Below are 19158 nucleotides of genomic sequence, written 5' to 3'. Positions count from 1 at the left end.
CGAGGCGATAGCGTCGCGGTGACCGTTCCGTGACCGGTTAGCCACGTTCAAGTGCGTCGCGTGGACAGTTCGACCAATGACACGCAGACTCGCGACGGTGCTCGTCGTAGCGCTCGTCGTCCTCGCCGGCTGTAGCGGAGGGCCGGGGACGTCGACTGCGCCGGGCGACCAGACCGACGCCCCGACAGACGCGGCATCGACGGCGACCGACGGCGACCGGAACCGCGTGACGGTTCCCTCGAACCTCGTCGCACCGGGTGCGTCCCAGAGCGGTATCGCGAACCCGCGGACGCTCTTGCGCGCCAACGCTCGCGCGCTGTCGAACGTCTCGACGGAATCGACCACGCGCTACACGGCACTGGGTGCGAACGCGACCGGGACCGTCGAGTTCGCGCTCACGCGAACGCCCGACGGCGACTACGTCTCGTCGCGTCGGAACGTCGGGAACGGGACGCCGACGGGCACGGACGTGTACTTCGCGAACGGCGTCGCGACGACCCGGTCCGTGCAACCCAACGGGACGACCTACCAGTACGCGGTCGGGCCGACGCGAACGCGCTTCCAGTACGCGCGACCGAGTCAACCGCTCGCGAGCGTCTCGCTCCTGTACTTCTCGCTGAGCGACAAGATGCGCGCGTCGGACTTCGGGACGCGGAACGGCCAGAAGGTCGTCAAGTACGAGTCGACGGGCGTGAACGAATCGCGCTTCCGGCAGTTCCGCGGGGCGCTCGGCGTGCCGAACGGAACCGTCGAGGACTTCTCGTTCACGGTGTTCGTCGCGGCGAACGGCGTCGTCCACGACGCGGACGCGACGCTGACCGTCGAGACCGGGTCGGGTGACGCGACGGAGTTCGTTCTCGACCACTCAGTCGACGCGTACGGCGGTGCGTCGCTCGCGAAGCCGTCGTGGACGGACGCCGCGCCGCGAGTGAACGGGTCGTTCGTCGCGAACGGGACCGCGGTCGAACTCGAGAACGTCGGGTCGGCGACGGTGTTCGACCACACCGTCGGCGTCGCGGGGAACGTCACCGGGTCGACGTCGGTCAACGAATCGTTCGCCCCCGGCGAGACGCGGTACGTCTACGTCACGACCACCGGGAACGAGACGACGGTGCACGTGACCGACGACCGCTCGTCGGTACCCGCGGACGCCGCATCCCTCCCGCGGCGAACGACCGCGTCCGTGTTCATCGGGTCGCACAACGTCAGCATCTCCATCGGGCTCATCGCGGACGCGACGACCGCGAACGCGACCGCTGATGCGAGCGTCGACCGCCCGGACGCGCTCGTCGACTGGTCGGGTAACGGATTCGACGCGACCGGTGGCTCGATGAGCGATAGCGTCGACGCCCGGTCGGCCGCGGCGCTGGACGTCGACGTGGCTGCGACGCTCGACGTGCGAGCGACCGCGTAGAATCGGCGCGCGACCCGCTCAGGCGAGGCCGATCTGTTCGCTGTACGCGCCGTACGCGTCCTCGAACACCGCCATGATCTCGCCCATCGTCGCGTACTTCTTGACGGCGGCGACGATGGCGGGCATCACGTTCTCGTCGTCCTCGATGGCCGCCTCGAGGTCCTCGAGCGCGGCGTCGACCGCGTCGTCGTCGCGCTCCTCCTTCGTACGTTCCAGGCGGTCGAGCTGGGTCTGTTCGGTCGCCTCGTCGACCTTCAGTATCTCCGGGCTCGTGTCCTCCTCGATGCTGTACTCGTTGACGCCGACGACGACCTCCTCGCCGCGCTCGACGCGCTCCTGGTACTCGTAGCTCGCCTCCTGGATCTCCCGGAGGAAGAACCCCTGGTCGATACCTTCGAGGATGCCGTCGCGCACCGAGCCGTCGCCCATCTCCTTGATCTCCTCGATGTACGCCATCGCCTGCTGTTCGACCTGGTCGGTGAGCGCCTCGATGGCGTAACTCCCACCCATCGGGTCGACGATGTCCGCCGCCCCGGACTCCTCGGCGATGATCTGCTGGGTGCGGAGTGCGACCCGGACGGCTTTCTCGCTCGGGAGCGCGAGCGCCTCGTCGAAGCTGTTCGTGTGGAGGCTCTGCGTGCCGCCCATGACGCCCGCGAGCGCCTGCACGGTCACGCGGACGACGTTGTTCAGGGGCTGCTGGGCGGTGAGGCTCTGTCCCGCGGTCTGCGTGTGGAACTTGAGTCGCTTGGACTCCGGTTTCTCGGCGTCGTACCACTCGTCCATCACGCGAGCGTAGATACGGCGTGCGGCCCGGAACTTCGCGACCTCCTCGAAGATGGAGTTGTGCGAGTTGAAGAAGAACGAGAGTCGGGGCGCGAAGTCGTCGACGTCGAGGCCGCGGTCGATGCCGTCCTCGACGTACCCGAATCCGTCCGCGAGCGTGAACGCGAGCTCCTGGACCGCCGTCGACCCGGCCTCGCGGATGTGGTATCCCGAGATGCTGACGGGGTGGAAATTCGGGGTCTCCTCCGTGCTGTACTCGATGGTGTCCGTGACGAGGTCGAGGCTCGGCTCGGGCGGGATGACCCACTCCTTCTGCGCGATGAACTCCTTGAACATGTCGTTCTGGAGGGTCCCACGGACCTCCTCGCGGGGCACGCCCTGCTGGTCGGCGAGCGCGACGTACATCGCGTAGATGACGGGCGCACTCGGGTTGATCGTGAAGCTCGTCGATATCTCCGCGAGGTCGATGCCGTCGAACAGCACCTCCATGTCCCGGAGGGTGTCGACGGCGACGCCTTCCTTCCCGACCTCGCCCTCGCTCATCGGGTCGTCGCTATCGATACCCATCAGCGTCGGCATGTCGAACGCCGTCGACAACCCCGTCTGGCCGTTCTCGAGGAGGTAGTGGAAGCGCTCGTTGGTCTCCTCGGCGGTCCCCATCCCGGCGAACTGCCGCATCGTCCACGTCCGCCCGCGGTACATCGTCGGGTACGGCCCCCGGGTGTACGGTTCCTCGCCGGGGAATCCGAGGTCCTCGTCGTAGTCGAGGTCCGCGACGTCGGTCGGGTCGTACACCCGGTCGACCTCGAGGTTCGACACGGTCGCGAACCGGTCCTTTCGCTCGCCGTAGGAGTCGAGGACGGGGTCGAGGGTCTCCGATTCCCACGCCTCGCGTGACTCGCGGATGTCCGCGAGGTCGTCGTCGTCGTACATGCGCGTAAGTATTGCCGGACCCGCCTATAATGGTTCGGTCGCCGGCGACGCCGCCGGTCGTCGCCGTCCGACGCCGAACCGAAGGACGTCGCCGCGGGCGGTCAGTCGTCGGCGACGGGGATGGTGACGGTGAAGACCGTCCCGCGGGAGTCGTTCGGTTCGACGTGGACGTCGCCGCCGTACCCGGAGACGAGCCGGTCGACGAGGTACAGCCCCATGCCGGTGCCGGGGCTGTCGACGCCCTTCTCGCCGCGACCGAACAGGGACTCCTGCATCGCGTCGGGGATGCCGGGGCCGTCGTCGGCGACGTGGACGACGACCGCGTCCGCATCGTCGGCCGCGGTCAGGGTCGCGTCGACGACGACGGTCGGCTCCTCGCGGTCGTTGTGCACGATCGCGTTCCCGAGGAGGTTGTCGAAGACCGACGACAGCATCTGGTTCGCGACGACGGCGACCGCGGGAACGTCACCGTCGACGCGAACGGTGGCGTCAGGGTACTTGCGTCGGGTCTTCTCGACCTGCTGGCGGAGGACGACGTCGAGCTGGATCGGTTCGACGGGCATCTCGCCGCCCTGGATGAGGACCTCGGCGAGGTCGCGGGCTTCCGTCGTCAGCGCGATGGTGTGCGAGACGGCGTCCCTGACGTTCGCGAGCGCGTCCGCACCGCCGGCGTCGACGTGCGGGCCGAGTTCGTCGAGCCAGCCCGCGACGACGTTCATGTCGTTCCGGATGTCGTGCCGGAGGACGCGGTTCAGGACCTCGAGTTGCTCGGAGAGCCGAGCGAGCTCGCGCTCGCGTTCGCGGACGGCGGTCAGGTTCCGGAGGATGGCGACGACGTACTCGTCGTGGCGCGCGTACCGGACGTCGACGGGCACGACGTCGCCGTGGACGTTCCGGAGTTCGAACTCGACGCGCGACCGGTCCTCGTCGCCGGACGCGACCGCCCGGTAGGCCGCTCGCCCGCGGTTCGTCGTCTCGTTCGCCCCGTACTCGTCGAGGAGCTCCTCGTGGGTGGTCCCGAGCATCTCCGCGGTCGGGAGCCCGGACACCTCGCCGACGCGCGCGTTCGCGTCCACGAGCACGCCGGACGTATCGAAGACGTAGAGGGCATCTCCGAGGGAATCGTGGAACGACGAGAGGACGCCCGCAGGACCTGTCATGGAGGAATCGTACTCGTCTCGCGGGCATATGGTTTGCGGGCTTCAGTACTGGCCGAGGAGGCCGTCGCGGCGCGCGCGTCGTTCGGCGAACCGGAACGCGACGACGCCCGCTGCGACGTATCCGACGGCGGTCGCGACGAGGACGGCGAGGTCGACGACGGGGAGGTTCCAGATGGCGACGCCGTCGGTCATCGCGCGCTGGAGGAGCGTGCTGCCCTGGGAGAGCGGGAGGACTGCGAGGAAGGGGTACTGGTCGGTGGGGGCGGCGATGAGGAAGAGCAGCCCGAAGTTGAGGAGTCCGAAGATGTTGTCGATACGCTTGTAGACGAGTGCGAGCCCGGCGAACACGAACCCGATGCCGAGCGCGCTCGCGACCGTGAGGACGACCAGCGGGACGACGGTGAGGACGTCGAGCGTGAGGGACTGGCCGGTGGTGGCGAGCATCGCCGCGAGGATGGCGCCACCCCACGCGAACGACTCGAGGAGGCGAACGACGGCGTTCGCAGCCATCACGCGCTCGAACCCGTACGGCGACATGTACAGCTGTTCGAGCGTCCCCCACTGGGCGTCGTCCATGATGGAGCGCGCCGCCCCCGCGAACGCCGTGATGGCCATCGTCCACACGAAGAACCCGACGATGATACCGGGGAGGCTGTCCGTGATGGCGGCGCCGGCGACGGCCTGCCCGCCGAAGAAGATGCCCGCGAAGAACATGTACGTCACCGCGAGCTGCGTGAGCGTGTTCACCGGGTACTCCCGGAGGATGACGTACCGCTTCCGGGCGAGCGCCTCGACGAGCGTCAGGTAGCTCATCGCTCGTCACCTCCGTCCGTCACCGGCGGGCTGGACGTCGCGCGCTCGCCCGCACGACCCTCTTTTGCGGTCGCACGCGAGCCGTCGCCCGACGTTATCTGGACGAACACGTCCTCGAGGTCCGGGTCGACGCTCTCGAACGCCTCCAGGGCAGCGCCGCTCTCCCTGACGGCGTCGACGAGCTCGTAGAACGCCTCCTGGTCGGGGAGCACGACCTCGAACCGAGCGATACCGTCGCGTTCCGTCCAGGACTCTATCGTCCCGGCGTGGGCGACGGCGTCGCGGAGCCCCGGTTCGGCGGACGCTCGAACGCGGTACGCTTGCGTGGCGAACACCTCGACGAGGTCCTCGACGCGCTCGTCGGCCGCGACCCGGCCGTCGGCGAGGATGACGACGCGGTCGCAGACGCGCTCGACGACGTCCATGTCGTGACTGGAGAGGACGACCGTGACGCCGTCCTCGCGTGCGAGGCGCTGCAGTTCCCGCTGGAGGTCGAGCGAGCTCTCGACGTCGAGACCGAGCGTCGGTTCGTCGAGGAAGAGGACGTCGGCACCGCGGGCGAGCGTGCACGCGAGCGCGACCTTCTGCTTCTGGCCCCTGGAGAGCTCGCGGACCGGGACGTCCGCCTTCTCGGCGATACCGAGCGTCTCCAGCAGGTCGTCGTGGCGGTCCCGGACGTCGCTCGGGTCGGCGCCGCCGATAGCCGCGAAAAAGCGGAGGTTCTCCCGTACCGACAGCCGCCAGTAGACGTTCCGTGCACCCTCGAGCATCGCGCCGACGCGCTCGTACGCCCGGCGCGGGTGTTCCTCGACGTCGACGCCGGCGACGGTCGCCGACCCCGTCGAGGGCGTGACGAGACCCAGAAGCATCTTGATCGTCGTCGTCTTCCCGGCACCGTTCGGCCCGAGCAGTCCGACGATCTCACCGCTGTCGACGCTGAACGAGACGTCGTCGACCGCGAGCACGCCGCCGTCCTCGATGTCGCCGTATTCCTTCCGGAGGCCGTCCGCGGACACGGCAACGTCCACGCGGCCATCGTCGGAGCGGGGACTCGATGTCACGTCCACACCGAGGGGCTCCACGAAGGTCAACGTTTCCTGAAGGACCATCCGATACGAATACTGATAGCTCGGGGGACCGCTACTGCAGTCGCTTGGTCGTCTCGACGAGCGGGTGGCGCGCGTAGTCGACGACGTTCACGTCCTCGAGCGACCGCAGTCCCTCGCGTTCGGCGGTCTTCGCCATCCCCAGGTCGATTCGCTCGCGGATGACGATGACGTACGCGTCCATCGACTCCAGCCCGAGTCGGTCCGCCGCCATCACGCGATGGTGGCCGTCAGCGAGCAGCATCTGGCCGGCGTTGTCGATGACGACGAGTGGCTCCGCGAGCCCGCGCTCCAGTTCGTACCGGCGGCCCTCGAGTTCGTCCGCGTACACCTTCGTCTGCGTCGGCACGAGTCCCTCCAGGTCGACCTCGCGGCGCTCCTGCTCGAGCGTGATGCCGTGGATGTTCTCGAGGGTCCGGCGGAGCTTCCCGACCTTCTCCGGCGTCGCGCGCTCGATCTGACTGCGGATGACGTCCGCGTTCGAGATGATGCCGACGAGGTTCCCCGCGTCGTCCACCACCGGGAGCTTCTGGATGCCGGACCGCAGGATGACGCGCGCGGCGTCGGTCACCTTCATCTCGGGGTGTGCGACGATGAGGTCCGTCGTCATCACCTTGAATATCGGCTCGTCGTCGTCCGCGAGCAAGAGATCTCGCGCCGACACGAACCCCTCCACGCGCCGTCGTTCACAGACCGGGAACCCGCTGTGCTCCTCGCTTCCCGCGATCATCTTCGCCACCTCACCGACCGTCTCGTCGGGCGACACCGTCACCACGTCCTGCGTCATGTAATCCTTCACGTGCGGCGTCCCCCGCCCATCCCCGTCGTCGCCTTTCATGGCCCGGCCTTCGGCGCCCGCGACGAAAAGCCTCTCCCTCCAGTCGAGCGCACTCAGTCGTCGTTCACGTCGAGCATGTTCTCGAACTCGAACCCGACCGCGGCGTCGCTGTCCACGTTCGTCCCGCGCGGGCGCTCCCGAAGCGCGTCGAAGAACGCCTCCGTCACGACGTCCCGGACCGCCGCCAGTCGCTCGTCGTCGGTCTCGAACTCGCCGAACGCGTTCGTTATCGGGACCTGCGCGCCAGCCATGTCCGCGTGCCCGCCAGCACTCCCGATGTGGTCGAACGCGACCCGTAACGTCTCCCCGAGGTCGACGTCCCGACCACGCGCTCGCGCCGACATCAGGACGTCGTCCTCGAGCACGCCGTACACGAGCACCGTCGTGATGCCCTCCATCGTCAGGAGCTTGTCGGCGGCCTGCGGGAGCGCGTCCCGGTCGTTGATCTGGCCCGCACAGGACACGAGGACGCTCCCACGGACCTCGCGGTCCTGGATCGCCGCCGCGAGCGTCGTCATCGTATCGCCGCTCACGCTCGGCGACTCCATCTTCGCGAGCAAGGAGACGTCCACGCTCGGCAGTATCGACGCCGCCGCCTCGAAGTCGAGCGTCGACACCTCGCGTGCAAAGTCGTGCGTATCAACCTGGATACCGTACATGAGCGCGGTCGCGACCGTCGACGAGGGCGTGATACCGTACCGATGCAGGTGGTCGAGCACGAGCGTGCTCGTCGCCCCGACGTCCTCGCGGAGGTCCGTGTACCGCGCCGGGACCGCGCCACGCGGCGGATGATGGTCGACGACGACGTCCACCTCCAGCGTCGGCGGGAGCTGGTCGTTCACGCCCGGCCGCGAATGATCGACGAGCGCGAACCCACCGAACCGCTCCAGTGCGTCGTCGCCGCTCGAGAGGTTCTCCAGGTCCAGATCGAGGAGGTTCACCATCGCGCGGTTCTCCTGATGACTGATATCGCCGAAGTAACACGGGACCGCGGGCGTGCCCAGCGCCTCCGCGAGCGTCGCCAGCGCCACCGCACTCCCGATCGCGTCCGGGTCCGGGTTGTCGTGCATCACGACCGCGAGCCCGCCGTCGACCTCCCGGAGCACCTGCCGGAGCCGGCGCGTGTCCTCCGCGCGCTCCCCGGCCACCTGCCCGCCGACGCTCTCGACGAGCACCGACGTCGGGTCGACGACCGCGTCCGCCACCGACGCCAACGCGTCCCGCTGCTCGGTCGTCGACCGACTCCCCGCGTACGCCAGCACGAACACGTCACCGTACCGGTCGCGGACCGCACGCACGACGTCGTGGTTCACGACCGCGTCGTCCGTCGCCACGACCACCGCCGTCGCCGCCGGTAACTCCGCGAGCACCGCCGCATCCGTCGGGTCACCGACCGTCGCCGAGACGTTCTCCGACCGCAGCGCGTCCACGCGACTCTCGCTCTCGCAGACGACCGCGGCGACGCCCCCACGGTCGGCCAGGCGCGCCACCAGGCGCTGCCCGACGGCACCACACCCGAGAACGACCCGCGAAACCATACCCCGGCTACCCCCTCCGCACGGTAAAACCTACCGACCTCGAGAGAACGAAAGAACCGCTGAAACGACCGGAATCGGGCGCCAGGGGCGTTCAGCCGAAGAACGCCGTCGTCGTGTCGCCCGCGTTCGGCAGCACCGCGTTCGCCGCCTCGATCGCGGTCTCGGCGATCGGGAAGAACCCGGGGAGCAGCAGGACCGTCACGACCGCTGCCGCGACGACCGCCGCGTACAGCCCCGTCGGGCGACCCTGCAGTTCGAGTTCGCCGTTTGGCTCCTCCACCCACATCGCCTTCACGACGCGCGTGTAGTAGTAGAGGCTCAGCGCGGAGTTGATCGCACCGACCGCCGCGAGCCACCAGAACCCGGCGCTGACCGCACCGAAGAACAGGACGTACTTCGAGAGGAAGCCCGCCCCGACCGGGAGGCCCGCAAGCGAGAACAGGAACACCGTCATCGCCGCACAGGCGACCGGTGCCTTCCGCCCGAGGCCAGCGTAGTCCTCGAACGTCCGACCGACGCCCCAGTACTCGACGAGCGCGATGAACAGGAACGCGCCCGTGTTCATGAACCCGTACACGAACAGGTGCATCATGCTCGCGCCGAGGACGGTGTCGCCCTGCGAGGCGACGCCGCCGAGCGACGCCAGCCCGATGAGGACGTAGCCCGCGTGCCCGATCGAGGAGTACGCGAGCATCCGCTTGACGTTCTCCTGGGTCGCCGCCGCGAAGTTACCGAGCGTCATCGTCACGACCGCCAGGATCTGGAAGACGAGCACCCAGTCGATACCGAGGCTCGCGAACAACCCAGCGGGCGTGAACGCGACCGTGAACACGCGGAACGCGATCACGAACCCGGCCGCCTTCGACGCCGACGAGATGAACGCGCTGATGGGCGCGGGCGCACCCTCGTACGCCTCCGGTGCCCAGAAGTGGAACGGGACGCTCGCGGTCTTGTACGCGAACCCACCGACGAGCATCAGCATCCCGATCCCGAGCATCCCGACGAACTCGGTGCCGCCCGAGAGCGCGCTCGCGACCGCCTCCAGTTGGAGCGAGCCCGTGGTCGCGTACACGAGACTGATCCCGTACGCGAAGAAGCTCGAGGAGAGCGCGCCGATGAGGAAGTACTTCAAGCCGGCTTCGACGCTCCCGCGGTTCTTCTTGAGGAACGCGACGAGCGCGAACGACGGCAGGCTCGCGAGCTCCATCGCGACGAACACGGTCGCCAGCGAGTTCGCGGCCGCCATCAGACTCATCCCGGTCGCCGCGAGCAGGACGAGCGCGTAGTACTCCGCCTGGTACGCGTGCCCTTCGAGGTAATCGTAGGACGCGAGCGCGACGAGCGCCGTCACGCTGGCCGCGATCGCCATGAACAGCAGGCTCATCTGGTCGACGACCAGCTGGTCGCCGAACAGGAGCGCGGCCTGCGCGTCACTCGTCGTCCCGAAGTACGCCAGGTAGTACGCGGCGTTCCCGAGCGAGAACACGGCGCCGGCGACCGCGACGGACGCGACCAGCAGCCGGTTCGACCCGGACGGGTCCACGAGGTAGACGAGGAACGCGACGAGGAACGCGTTCATCGCCGCGAACGCGTGCGCGCCGACGCCCAGTCCGAGGAGCGTCCCGCCGGTGAACGCGGCGACCGCCGCCGCGCCGACCGCCGCAACGCCGAACACCGCGGACCCGAGCGCGAACGGGAGCCGCGTCGTCCGCCCGACCGAATCGAGGACGAGCACGAGCAGGCCCGTTGCCGCCAGGTACAGCGCCGGTCCGAGCGCGAACAGGGACGCGTGACTACTCATCAGGCACCACCTCCGATGCTCGCAACCGGCTCAATCGCCGTCTCGATCATCTCCATGAACAGGTCCGGGAACACGCCGAGTGCGATGACGAGCAGGAGCAGGACGAACAGCGGCGCGACGTCGTGGAACGCCGCACGCCCGACCTCGTAGTCGGTGTCCAGCCGGAACTCGCCGAACAGCGTCTTCTGCATCGCCAGCAGCAGGTAGCCGGCGACGATGACGATACCGAACATCGCAGCGCCCGTGAACACCGGGGCCGACGGCAGCACCGTCGACTGGAACGACCCGACGAACACGAAGAACTCCGCGGCGAACCCGCTCATGAGCGGGAGGCCCATGTAACCGAACGCACCGGCGACGAAGATCCCGACCGTCACCGGCATCCGGTCAGCCATCCCGGACATGTCCGAGACCATGCGCGTGTGCGTGACGTTGTAGATGACGCCGACCGCCATGAACATCAGCCCCGAGATGAGGCCGTGGGAGATCATCTGGAACGTCGCGCCACTGACCCCGATGGTCGTGTACGCGACGAGTCCGAGGATGACGTACCCCATGGAGCTCACGGAGGAGTACGCGACGATGCGCTTCAGGTCCGTCTGCGCGAGGGCGAGCATCGCCCCGTAGATGACGGACACGACAGCGAACACCGCGATGGGGACCGCGAGGTCCGTCGCGATGTCCGGAAGCATCGTGAAGTTGAACCGCAGTAGCGCGTACGTCCCCATCTTCAGGAGGACACCCGCCAGCAGCACCGACACCGGCGTCGGCGCCTCGACGTGCGCGTCCGGCAGCCACGTGTGCACGGGGACGACGGGTACCTTCACCGCGAACCCGACGAACATCGCGAGGAACGCGAACAGCTTCAGGGACTCCGCGCCGACGCCCGGCAGACCGTCAGGGGCGACGCCGTCGCGGAGCGCCTGCGTGATCTCCGGTAGGCCGAACGTCGCGACGCTGTCACCGAGCCCGAACACGAGCGCGACGAACCCGATGAACAGCACGAGGCTCGCGACGTTCGTGTACACGAACATCTTGATGGCGGCGTACTTCCGGCGCGGGCCACCCCAGACCCCGATGAGCAGATACATCGGGACGAGGACGGCCTCCCAGAAGACGAACCACACGAAGAAGTCCAGTGCCGTGAACACGCCCAGCAGCGACGCCTCCAGGAACAGCACGAGCCCGTAGAACTGGCTCTGGCGTTCGCTGATCGGCGTCCACGCGCTCACGAGCGCGAGCGTCGTCAGTACCGTCGTCAACACCACCAGGGGCATCGCGACGCCGTCGACGCCGACGAACCACTGGAGCGTGATACCGCCGAGGTCGAACCACTCGACCTGACTCATGTACCCGATAGCGGACTCGCCGTCCACCAGGGCGTTGCCGGCCGGCTCGAATCCACTCCACATCACCAGACTGCCTGCGAGCGGCAACAGCGAGAGCGCTGTCGCCAGCTTCGCGGCGTACCGGTCGGGCGAGACGAGCACGGCGAACGATGCGACCAGTGTCACCGCGAGTAACGCTTCGATAGTGCCGTCGATCATTTAGAACCACCCTCCCGTGGCCGCCATGGCCACCAGTAGCACCAGGAACCCGAGCGTCAACAGGAGCGCGTAGTTCGTGACCAACCCGGTCTGGACGCGCTTGACGCGACGGCCCGAGAACAGGCTCACGCTGGAGACGCCGTTGACCGCGCCGTCGATGACGCTCTGGTCGAACGTGTCAGCGGCCTTCGCGAGCGGCATCGTGACGCGCTCGGCGAGGAACACCTGGAACTCGTCCTGGTAGTAGTTGTTGTAGAGCACGTCCTTCGCCGCGCCGAGCTTGTCCGTGTGCTCGACGGGCTCCGGGACGTTGTACAGGCGATACGCGAGCCCCGCACCGGCGAGCGCGAGGCCGAGCGAGACCGCAGCCGAGATCAGGACCGTCCCGACCTCGCCGCCAGCGAGCGTGCCGGCGACGTAGTGCGCGCCCTCGTGCAGCAGGCTCGTGTCACCGTCGGTGTAGTGCGCGACCGACGTCTGGGCCTTCAGGGCTTCCGGTCCCTTCAGCCACTTGTGCAGGAAGTCGATGTTCGCACCGGTGAGCTTCTTCACCGGCACCATGTTCACGAGGCCGACGACCGCCGCGAGGATACCGAGGACCGCGAGCGGGCCCTTGACGTTCCAGCGAACGCCGTGGGGGTCCTTCGCGGTGTCACTGCGCGGTTCGCCGTGGAAGGTGAGGAACACCATCCGGAACGTGTAGAATCCCGTGAAGAACACGGCGAGCAGTCCGAACGCGTACGCGACGAGCAGGAGCGTGCCCTGCGTCCCCGCGGTCCCGAGCCCGTGAACGAACGCCTCGTAGAGGACCTCGTCCTTCGACCAGAACCCGGAGAACGGCACGATGCCCGCGAGCGCGAGCGAGCCCGACAGGAACGTGTAGTACGTGACGGGCATCTTCTCCTTCAGGCCACCCATGTCCCACATGTTCTCGTTGTGGTGCATCGCGATGATGACCGACCCGGCGCCGAGGAAGAGCAGCGCCTTGAAGAACGCGTGGGTCATCAGGTGGAAGGTCGCCGCGACGTACCCACCAGCGCCGAGTGCGAGCATCATGTACCCGTACTGGCTGATGGTGGAGTACGCGAGCACCTGCTTGATCTCCTTCTTGACGACGCCCATCGTCGCCGCGAACAGCGCCGTGAACCCGCCGACGAGTGCGATGATACCGAGCGCGGTCGGCGACAGCAGGTAGAACCCGTACATGCGAGCGACGAGGTACACACCGGCTGCGACCATCGTCGCCGCGTGGATGAGCGCGGAGACCGGCGTCGGGCCCTCCATGGCGTCCGGGAGCCACGTATGCAGCGGGAACTGCGCGGACTTCCCGACGACGCCACCGAGGACGAGCAGTCCGAGGATCGTGAACCACAGCTGCGGGTCCATCCCACCGGGGATGACCGCCGTCGCGGTCCCCTCCGTCACGCCGAGGACCTTCGCCGCCTCGACGGGGAACGCCGCCGCAGCGGCGTCACCGACGACCGCGAACCGGCTCGTGCCGAACGTCGCGATGATGCCGACCACGCCGATGAGGAAGAAGTAGTCCCCGAACCGCGTCACGAGGAACGCCTTCTTCGCCGCACTCGGCGGTGCGTCCTCCCGGAACCAGAAGCCGATGAGGAGGAACGAGCAGAGGCCGACGAGCTCGAAGAACATGAACGCCTGCAGGAGGTTGTCCGCCATGACGAAACTGAGCATGGAGAACGTGAACAGGCCGAGGCCGGCGTAGTACCGCGGGAGGCCGGTCTCGCCCTCGTCGTTCATGTACCCGAGACTGAAGACGTGCACGAGCAACGCGATGAGGCTCACGATGATGAGCATCATCGCCGACAGCGGGTCGAGCAGCAGTCCGAAGTGCAGGTTGACGTCCCCGAGCGCACCGCCTGCGTCGAGGATCGTCCACGTGTGGATGTCGTGCACGTACGCGCTGCCACCGGAGACGGTGACGAACACCCACAGCGACAACAGGAGCGACCCGGCAGTCGCGAGGATACCACCGAGCGCACCGCCCTTCGGCATCCGGTCGCCGAACGCGAGCGCGATCAGGAACGATACGAACGGGAGCGCCGCGATAGCGGGCGCGAACTCGAACGCGAACGGAGTAGTTCCTGTCATCTTACCACCTCATCCCCACTGCGTCGGTCACGTCCACGTCCCCGAAGTTCCGGTAGAGGACGAGGATGATGCCGATACCGATGGCGACCTCCGCGGCCGCCAACGCCATCGTGAACAGTGCGAACGTCTGCCCGGTGAGATTCCCCCAGTAGAGACTGAACGCGACGAAGTTGATGTTCGCGGCGTTCAGCATGAGCTCGACGCTCATGAGGAACATCAGGGCGTTCTTCCGGGTGAGGATACCAGCGAGGCCGATACAGAACAGGCCCGCGGACAGCACGAGGTAGTACTCGGCAGGTACCGCCATCAGGCGTCACCTCCGTCAGTGGACTCCTCGGAGACGTCCGGTTCGCTGCCACCGTCCGCCGCGACCGCGCCGCTCGGTGCAGCGTCCTCGGACGACGTGAACAGCGTCACGACCGTACTCAGGTCCTCGCGTCGCGCGAGCGTCACTGCACCGACGAGCGCCGCGACGAGCACGAGATCGATGATCTCGAACACCGCGAGGAAGCTCTCGCTCTTCAGTTCGTCCGGCAACTGGCTGGAGAGTCCGAACATCGCGTACCCGATGGTCGCCGTGACGCTCACTGGCTCGGAGACGACGCCATACGCCGACCCACCGGCCGTGACGATCGTCGCGTTCACGCCCGTATCCTCGGTCAGCAGCGTCGACTCGTTCCCGCTCGCCGTCGCCACCTGCGCGAACGTCCCGTTGTTCGTCGTCTGGATGCTCGCGTTCGACGCGACGCTCGCGTCCCCGATGGACTCGTTCGCCACCTCGGCGTTCTGCGGGAACCCGGCCGCGTCCCCGATGGGTGCACCGAGGAACACCGCCGCCATCACGACGAACAGGCCGACCGCCGCCACCGCCGGCAGCAGCCCACCTGTGTCGCGTAACTCAGGTCTGGTCGTCATCTCTGTACCACCCCGCCTTCGGTATCGCTCTCGCGCGTCAACATCACGGCGAACGTGATGAGGATGAGAACCCCGCCGACGTAGACGAGGACCTGCATCGCCGCGATGAACTCCGCTTGCAGCATCACGAAGTGAACCGCGACGCTGAGCAGGCTCACCCCCACGAGGAGTGCGGCGTGCCACACGTCCTCGACGAGGACGACCCCGGCCGCCGCCCCGAGCGTCACGAAGGCGAACAGCGCGAAAGCGATGGTTTCTGCTAGTGCCATTGTTTCGTTTGCTTACTGATAGTCGACTTCGCCATCGCCCTCACCGATCCACGCACCACGGTCGGGTTCGCGGGATTCGAGCGGGTCGATGTCCTTGTACCACGGAACGCTCTTCAGCTGTTCCTTGTTGTACACGAGTTCGTCCTTCGTGTCGCCGGTGAACTCGAAGTTCTGCGTGAGCAGGATCGCGTCCACCGGACACACCTCCTCGCACAGCCGACAGTAGATGCACTGTCCGATGTGGAGGTTGTACTCTTCGCCCTGGCGCTGGTCGTCGGTCACGATGTGGATGGTGTCGTTCGGGCAGACGTTCTCGCACTGCCGGCACCAGATACATCGTTCCTGACTGAACTTGTGCACCCCACGGAATCGCGCGGAGACCTCCGGCGTCTCCTCGGGGTACTGGACGGTGAACTTCTCACCGTCGAGCGCGTGCTTCATCGTCGTCGCCATGCCTTTCAGGATTCCAATCATGCTATCACCCCGACGATCACGGCCGTCAGGAGCAGGTTCGCGAACGACAGCACGAGCATGCCCTTCCAGCCGATCTCGATGAGTTGGTCGATGCGGACGCGCGGGACCGCGGAGCGCGCCCACTGCGTGAGCAGGAAGAAGCCCCAGATCTTGATCGTGAACCAGACGAATCCGGGGAGGACGGGCCCTGCGGGCCCGCCGAGGAAGAGCGTCGCCGCGATGGCGCCACCCAGGAAGATGTGGAGGAACTCGCCGAGGTAGATGAGGACGAAGTACACGGAGGAGTACTCCGTCTGGTACCCGGCGACGATCTCGGTCGGTGCCTCCGGGATGTCGAAGGGATTCCGGCCGACCTCAGCGATGTTCGCGATCGTGAACAGCACGAACGCGAACGGGTTCACGAACGCGAACCACGGCGGGATGCCGAGGCCAGCGATGGAGAACAGCGGCTCGGCACCGCCACTGATCGTCTGCGCCGCGACGATCTCGCTCATCTGGAGCGACCCGGCGAAGATGACGACCGAGGCGCCCGTGAGGACGAGCGGAATCTCGTACGCGATGTTCTGTGCGATCGCGCGCAGCGACCCCATGAACGAGAACTTGTTCGCGCTCGCGTACCCGGCCATCGTCAGGCCGAGCGTCGCGATGGACGCGACGGCGAACGCGTACGCGAGCCCCGCTTCGGGGTCCGCTATCTGCATGTTGATGCCGAACAGCGAACCCATCGGGATGACCGCGAACGCGAAGAGCGCGGACCCCGCGACGACGAGCGGCGCGAGGTCGAACGCGGGCCGGTCCACGCGCTCGGGGATGATGAGTTCCTTCGAGAGGAGCCGGAGCGCGTCCGCCGGAATCGTGAGCAGGCCGAACGGACCCATCCGGTTTGCCGCGTACCGGTCGGTGAACGCCGCCGTGATCTTCCGCTTCGCCCACGGGCCGGCGATGCCGGTGTACGTGAGCATGATGGTGCCGATGATGCCGGCACCGACGATCGCGGCGACGAACTCGCCGGCGACGCCAAACGACCCGAGTCCAGTGATCTCGCTGATGAACTCGGGGAGCGTCTGCGTCGCCATCAGCGGTCCACCTCGCCGAGGACGATGTCGAGACTCCCGAGGCTCGCGATGAGGTCAGGGATGTACTCGCCCTGCGCCATCTCCGGGAGCGTCTGGAGGTTCGAGAAGCACGGACTCCGGATCTTGAACCGCGCCGGTTTGTCCGTGCCGTCCGCGCGCATGTAGATACCGAGTTCGCCCTTCGCCGCCTCGACCGCACGGTACGTCTCCGTGTCGTTCTCCGGCTTCAGCGTCCGGGGCACGTTCGACTGGATGGTGCGTTCCTCCTCGGGCCATTCCTCGAGCAGGTCGACGCACTGCTTGATGATCTTCGCGGACTCCTCGACCTCCTGCATCCGCGTGAGGACGCGCGCGTAGTTGTCCTTCCCGTCCTCGGTGACGACGTCCCAGTCGAGCTCGTCGTAGTAGCCGTACGGGTCGTCGCGCCGGAGGTCGTAGTCCACACCGGACGCACGAGCGACCGGTCCGGTCGCACCGTAGGACTTCGCGACCTCGGGCTCGAGGATGCCGGTGTCGACGCACCGGAGCTGGAAGATCTCGTTGGACGTGATGAGGTCGTGGTACTCCTCGAGCTTGCCCGGGAGCCCGTCGAGGAAGTCCCGCGTGAGCTCGAAGAAGTCCTCGCGGGGCTCGGGGAGGTCCCACGCGACACCGCCGAGGCGGAAGTAGTTGAACATCATCCGCTGGCCGGTGAGCTCCTCGAGGATGTTCTGGACGACCTCGCGGTCGCGGAACGCGTACTGGAAGATGGCGGTGAAGTCACCGTAGACGTCCAGTGCGAACGTCCCGAGCGCGAGCATGTGCGCGGCGACCCGGCAGAGTTCCGCGCCCATCGTCCGGATGACTTGCGCGTACTCGGGGACCTCGATGTCGGCGAGGTCCTCGGCAGCGCGCGCGTACGCCCACTCGTTGAGGAGGCCGGCGGAGACGTAGTCCCAGCGGTCCGGGTACGGCATTATCTGATGCCGGTAGGTGCCGTTCTGGCACACTTGCTCCTCGCAGCGGTGGAGGTACCCGATGTCGGACTCGACGTTAGCGACCGTCTCGCCGTCGAGTACGGTCTTGACGTGGAGGACGCCGTGGGTCGCCGGGTGGTGCGGACCGATGTTGATGAACATCGTGTCGTTCTCCTCGTCCCGGATGTCGTCCTTCAGCGGGTTGTCGTGCTGGCCGAGCGTGACGACCTGCGGGCGGTCCTGGTCGTAGTCCATCGACAGCGGGTGCCCCTGCCACGTCTCGGGCATGAGGATGCGCCGCATGTCGGGGTGGTTCTCGTACTCGATACCGACCAGGTCGTACGCCTCGCGCTCGTGCCAGTCACACGTCCGGTACGCGGCGTTCCCGGACTGACTGACGGGGTCGTCCTTCGTCGCAGGGACGACGACGCTGACCTCGTTCGTCGGGTCGTCGTACTGCTTCAGGTGGTAGATGGACTCGTAGCGGTCCTCGTACTCCTGGGCGGTGACGAGCGAGCAGTGGTCGAACCCGGCTTCGTCGCGGAGCGCGAGCAGCGTCTCCTCGACGGTGTCCGGGCGAACGACGACCGCGATGTCGGCGTTCATGTGCTCCTCGATGTCGAGGACGCGGTCCCCGAGCAGGTCGAGGATGGCCTGCGGGTCGACGTTGCCGTCGGCGTCGAGCGTGTCGTCGCGAACTGGTTCCAAGCTCATGGCGAATCAGCCCAGTTGTACCGCATCGCGAGGGTATCCTCGTCGATCTGGTCGGCGAGCTGGTCGACGACCTCGTCGCGCTCCATGTCCCCGAACTGCTCGAGTTCGTAGGGCTTGACGGTGACGGGACTGGATTCGCCGTTCGCGATCCGTTCCTGGAGCTTCGCGACGCCGTAGATGAGCGCTTCGGGGCGGGGCGGGCAGCCCGGGACGTGGATGTCGACCGGGATGACCTCCTCGGCGCCTTTCACGACGTTGTAGCCCTCCTGGAACGGGCCGCCGCTGATGGTGCACGACCCCATGCCGACGACGAACTTCGGCTCGGGCATCTGGTCGTACACGCGCTTCATGCGCGGCGCGAACTTCGAGACGATGGTTCCGGGGACGATGATGACGTCCGCCTGTCGCGGGCTCGCCCGCGGCACGCCGGCGTGGAACCGGTCGAGGTCGTGCTTGATGGCGTACGTGTGGATCATCTCGATGCTGCAGCACGCGATACCGAACTGCAGCATGAACATCGACGACCCACGCACCCAGTTCATGAACTTGTCGAACTTGGTGAGGATGAACGGTGAGGCGCCGAAGGCTTCGCGGAGCTTCGAGTTGAAGCGGTCGTCGAGCCCTGCGCCCATGCGTGCCTCACGCGTCTTGGTCAGTGCGTCTGTGCTGCCGCCGTCCGTGGTGTTGTCTGAACTCATTGTTT

17 protein-coding genes are annotated in these 19158 nt (G+C 67.2%); 1 reads left to right on the top strand and 16 read right to left on the bottom strand.

The annotated features are described in order from the left end of the window. Positions 1–76: 76 nt before the first annotated feature. Positions 77–1414: a DUF7537 family lipoprotein gene (locus LI336_RS00450; protein WP_227130653.1), complete on the top strand. Its 1338-nt coding sequence runs from the start codon at positions 77–79 to the stop codon at positions 1412–1414. 18 nt (positions 1415–1432) lie between these two features. Here LI336_RS00450 and LI336_RS00445 read toward each other — a convergent pair whose 3' ends face one another. The 16 genes from LI336_RS00445 to LI336_RS00370 form a co-directional block, all read right to left on the bottom strand. Further along, complete coding sequence (locus LI336_RS00445) at positions 1433–3133, bottom strand: acyl-CoA mutase large subunit family protein (protein WP_227130652.1); 1701 nt, start codon at positions 3131–3133, stop codon at positions 1433–1435. Between the two features lie 101 nt (positions 3134–3234). Next, on the bottom strand, positions 3235–4293 hold the full coding sequence (locus LI336_RS00440) for a PAS domain-containing sensor histidine kinase (protein WP_227130651.1): 1059 nt from the start codon (positions 4291–4293) through the stop codon (positions 3235–3237). 42 nt (positions 4294–4335) lie between these two features. Continuing rightward, a complete protein-coding gene (locus LI336_RS00435) occupies positions 4336–5106 on the bottom strand; it encodes an ABC transporter permease (protein ID WP_227130650.1) in 771 nt (256 codons plus the stop codon). Further along, entirely contained in the window at positions 5103–6167 is a 1065-nt protein-coding gene (locus LI336_RS00430; RefSeq protein ID WP_227130649.1) for an ABC transporter ATP-binding protein, read from the bottom strand. The genes LI336_RS00435 and LI336_RS00430 overlap by 4 nt, the downstream gene beginning before the upstream one ends. Positions 6168–6246: 79 nt before the next feature. Then, positions 6247–7050: a CBS pair associated ParBc domain-containing protein gene (locus tag LI336_RS00425; protein WP_227130648.1), complete on the bottom strand. Its 804-nt coding sequence runs from the start codon at positions 7048–7050 to the stop codon at positions 6247–6249. 53 nt (positions 7051–7103) lie between these two features. Continuing rightward, positions 7104–8588 (bottom strand): DHH family phosphoesterase, encoded by a 1485-nt coding sequence (locus LI336_RS00420; RefSeq protein WP_227130647.1) that lies wholly within the window; start codon positions 8586–8588, stop codon positions 7104–7106. Between the two features lie 91 nt (positions 8589–8679). Further along, positions 8680–10167 (bottom strand): NADH-quinone oxidoreductase subunit N, encoded by a 1488-nt coding sequence (locus LI336_RS00415; RefSeq protein WP_227131422.1) that lies wholly within the window; start codon positions 10165–10167, stop codon positions 8680–8682. Between the two features lie 221 nt (positions 10168–10388). Then, entirely contained in the window at positions 10389–11936 is a 1548-nt protein-coding gene (locus LI336_RS00410; protein WP_227130646.1) for a complex I subunit 4 family protein, read from the bottom strand. Beyond that, positions 11937–14051, bottom strand: a complete 2115-nt coding sequence (gene nuoL, locus LI336_RS00405; protein ID WP_227130645.1) for an NADH-quinone oxidoreductase subunit L — start codon at positions 14049–14051, stop codon at positions 11937–11939. A 1-nt stretch (position 14052) separates the two neighbouring features. Then, positions 14053–14358 (bottom strand): NADH-quinone oxidoreductase subunit NuoK, encoded by a 306-nt coding sequence (gene nuoK / locus LI336_RS00400; RefSeq protein WP_227130644.1) that lies wholly within the window; start codon positions 14356–14358, stop codon positions 14053–14055. Next, complete coding sequence (locus LI336_RS20480) at positions 14358–14966, bottom strand: NADH dehydrogenase subunit 6 (protein ID WP_227130643.1); 609 nt, start codon at positions 14964–14966, stop codon at positions 14358–14360. The genes nuoK and LI336_RS20480 overlap by 1 nt, the downstream gene beginning before the upstream one ends. Continuing rightward, the gene (locus tag LI336_RS00390; protein WP_227130642.1) at positions 14963–15235 is read right to left on the bottom strand and encodes an NADH-quinone oxidoreductase subunit J; all 273 of its coding nucleotides are present in this window, start codon (positions 15233–15235) and stop codon (positions 14963–14965) included. Before LI336_RS00390 ends, LI336_RS20480 begins: the two co-directional genes overlap by 4 nt. A gap of 12 nt (positions 15236–15247) precedes the next feature. Beyond that, entirely contained in the window at positions 15248–15709 is a 462-nt protein-coding gene (locus tag LI336_RS00385) for a NuoI/complex I 23 kDa subunit family protein (protein ID WP_227130641.1), read from the bottom strand. Beyond that, positions 15706–16785, bottom strand: a complete 1080-nt coding sequence (locus tag LI336_RS00380; RefSeq protein WP_227130640.1) for a complex I subunit 1/NuoH family protein — start codon at positions 16783–16785, stop codon at positions 15706–15708. The genes LI336_RS00385 and LI336_RS00380 overlap by 4 nt, the downstream gene beginning before the upstream one ends. Continuing rightward, a complete protein-coding gene (locus LI336_RS00375; protein WP_227130639.1) occupies positions 16785–18455 on the bottom strand; it encodes an NADH-quinone oxidoreductase subunit D in 1671 nt (556 codons plus the stop codon). The genes LI336_RS00380 and LI336_RS00375 overlap by 1 nt, the downstream gene beginning before the upstream one ends. Further along, on the bottom strand, positions 18452–19153 hold the full coding sequence (locus tag LI336_RS00370; RefSeq protein ID WP_227130638.1) for an NADH-quinone oxidoreductase subunit B: 702 nt from the start codon (positions 19151–19153) through the stop codon (positions 18452–18454). Before LI336_RS00370 ends, LI336_RS00375 begins: the two co-directional genes overlap by 4 nt. Positions 19154–19158 lie beyond the last annotated feature (5 nt).

Source organism: Halorubellus salinus, assembly GCF_020567525.1.
Classification (GTDB): Archaea; Halobacteriota; Halobacteria; order Halobacteriales; family Natrialbaceae; genus Halorubellus; species Halorubellus salinus.
Note: the sequence above shows the minus strand (reverse complement) of the source record. Positions and strands in the feature narration are given on the sequence as shown.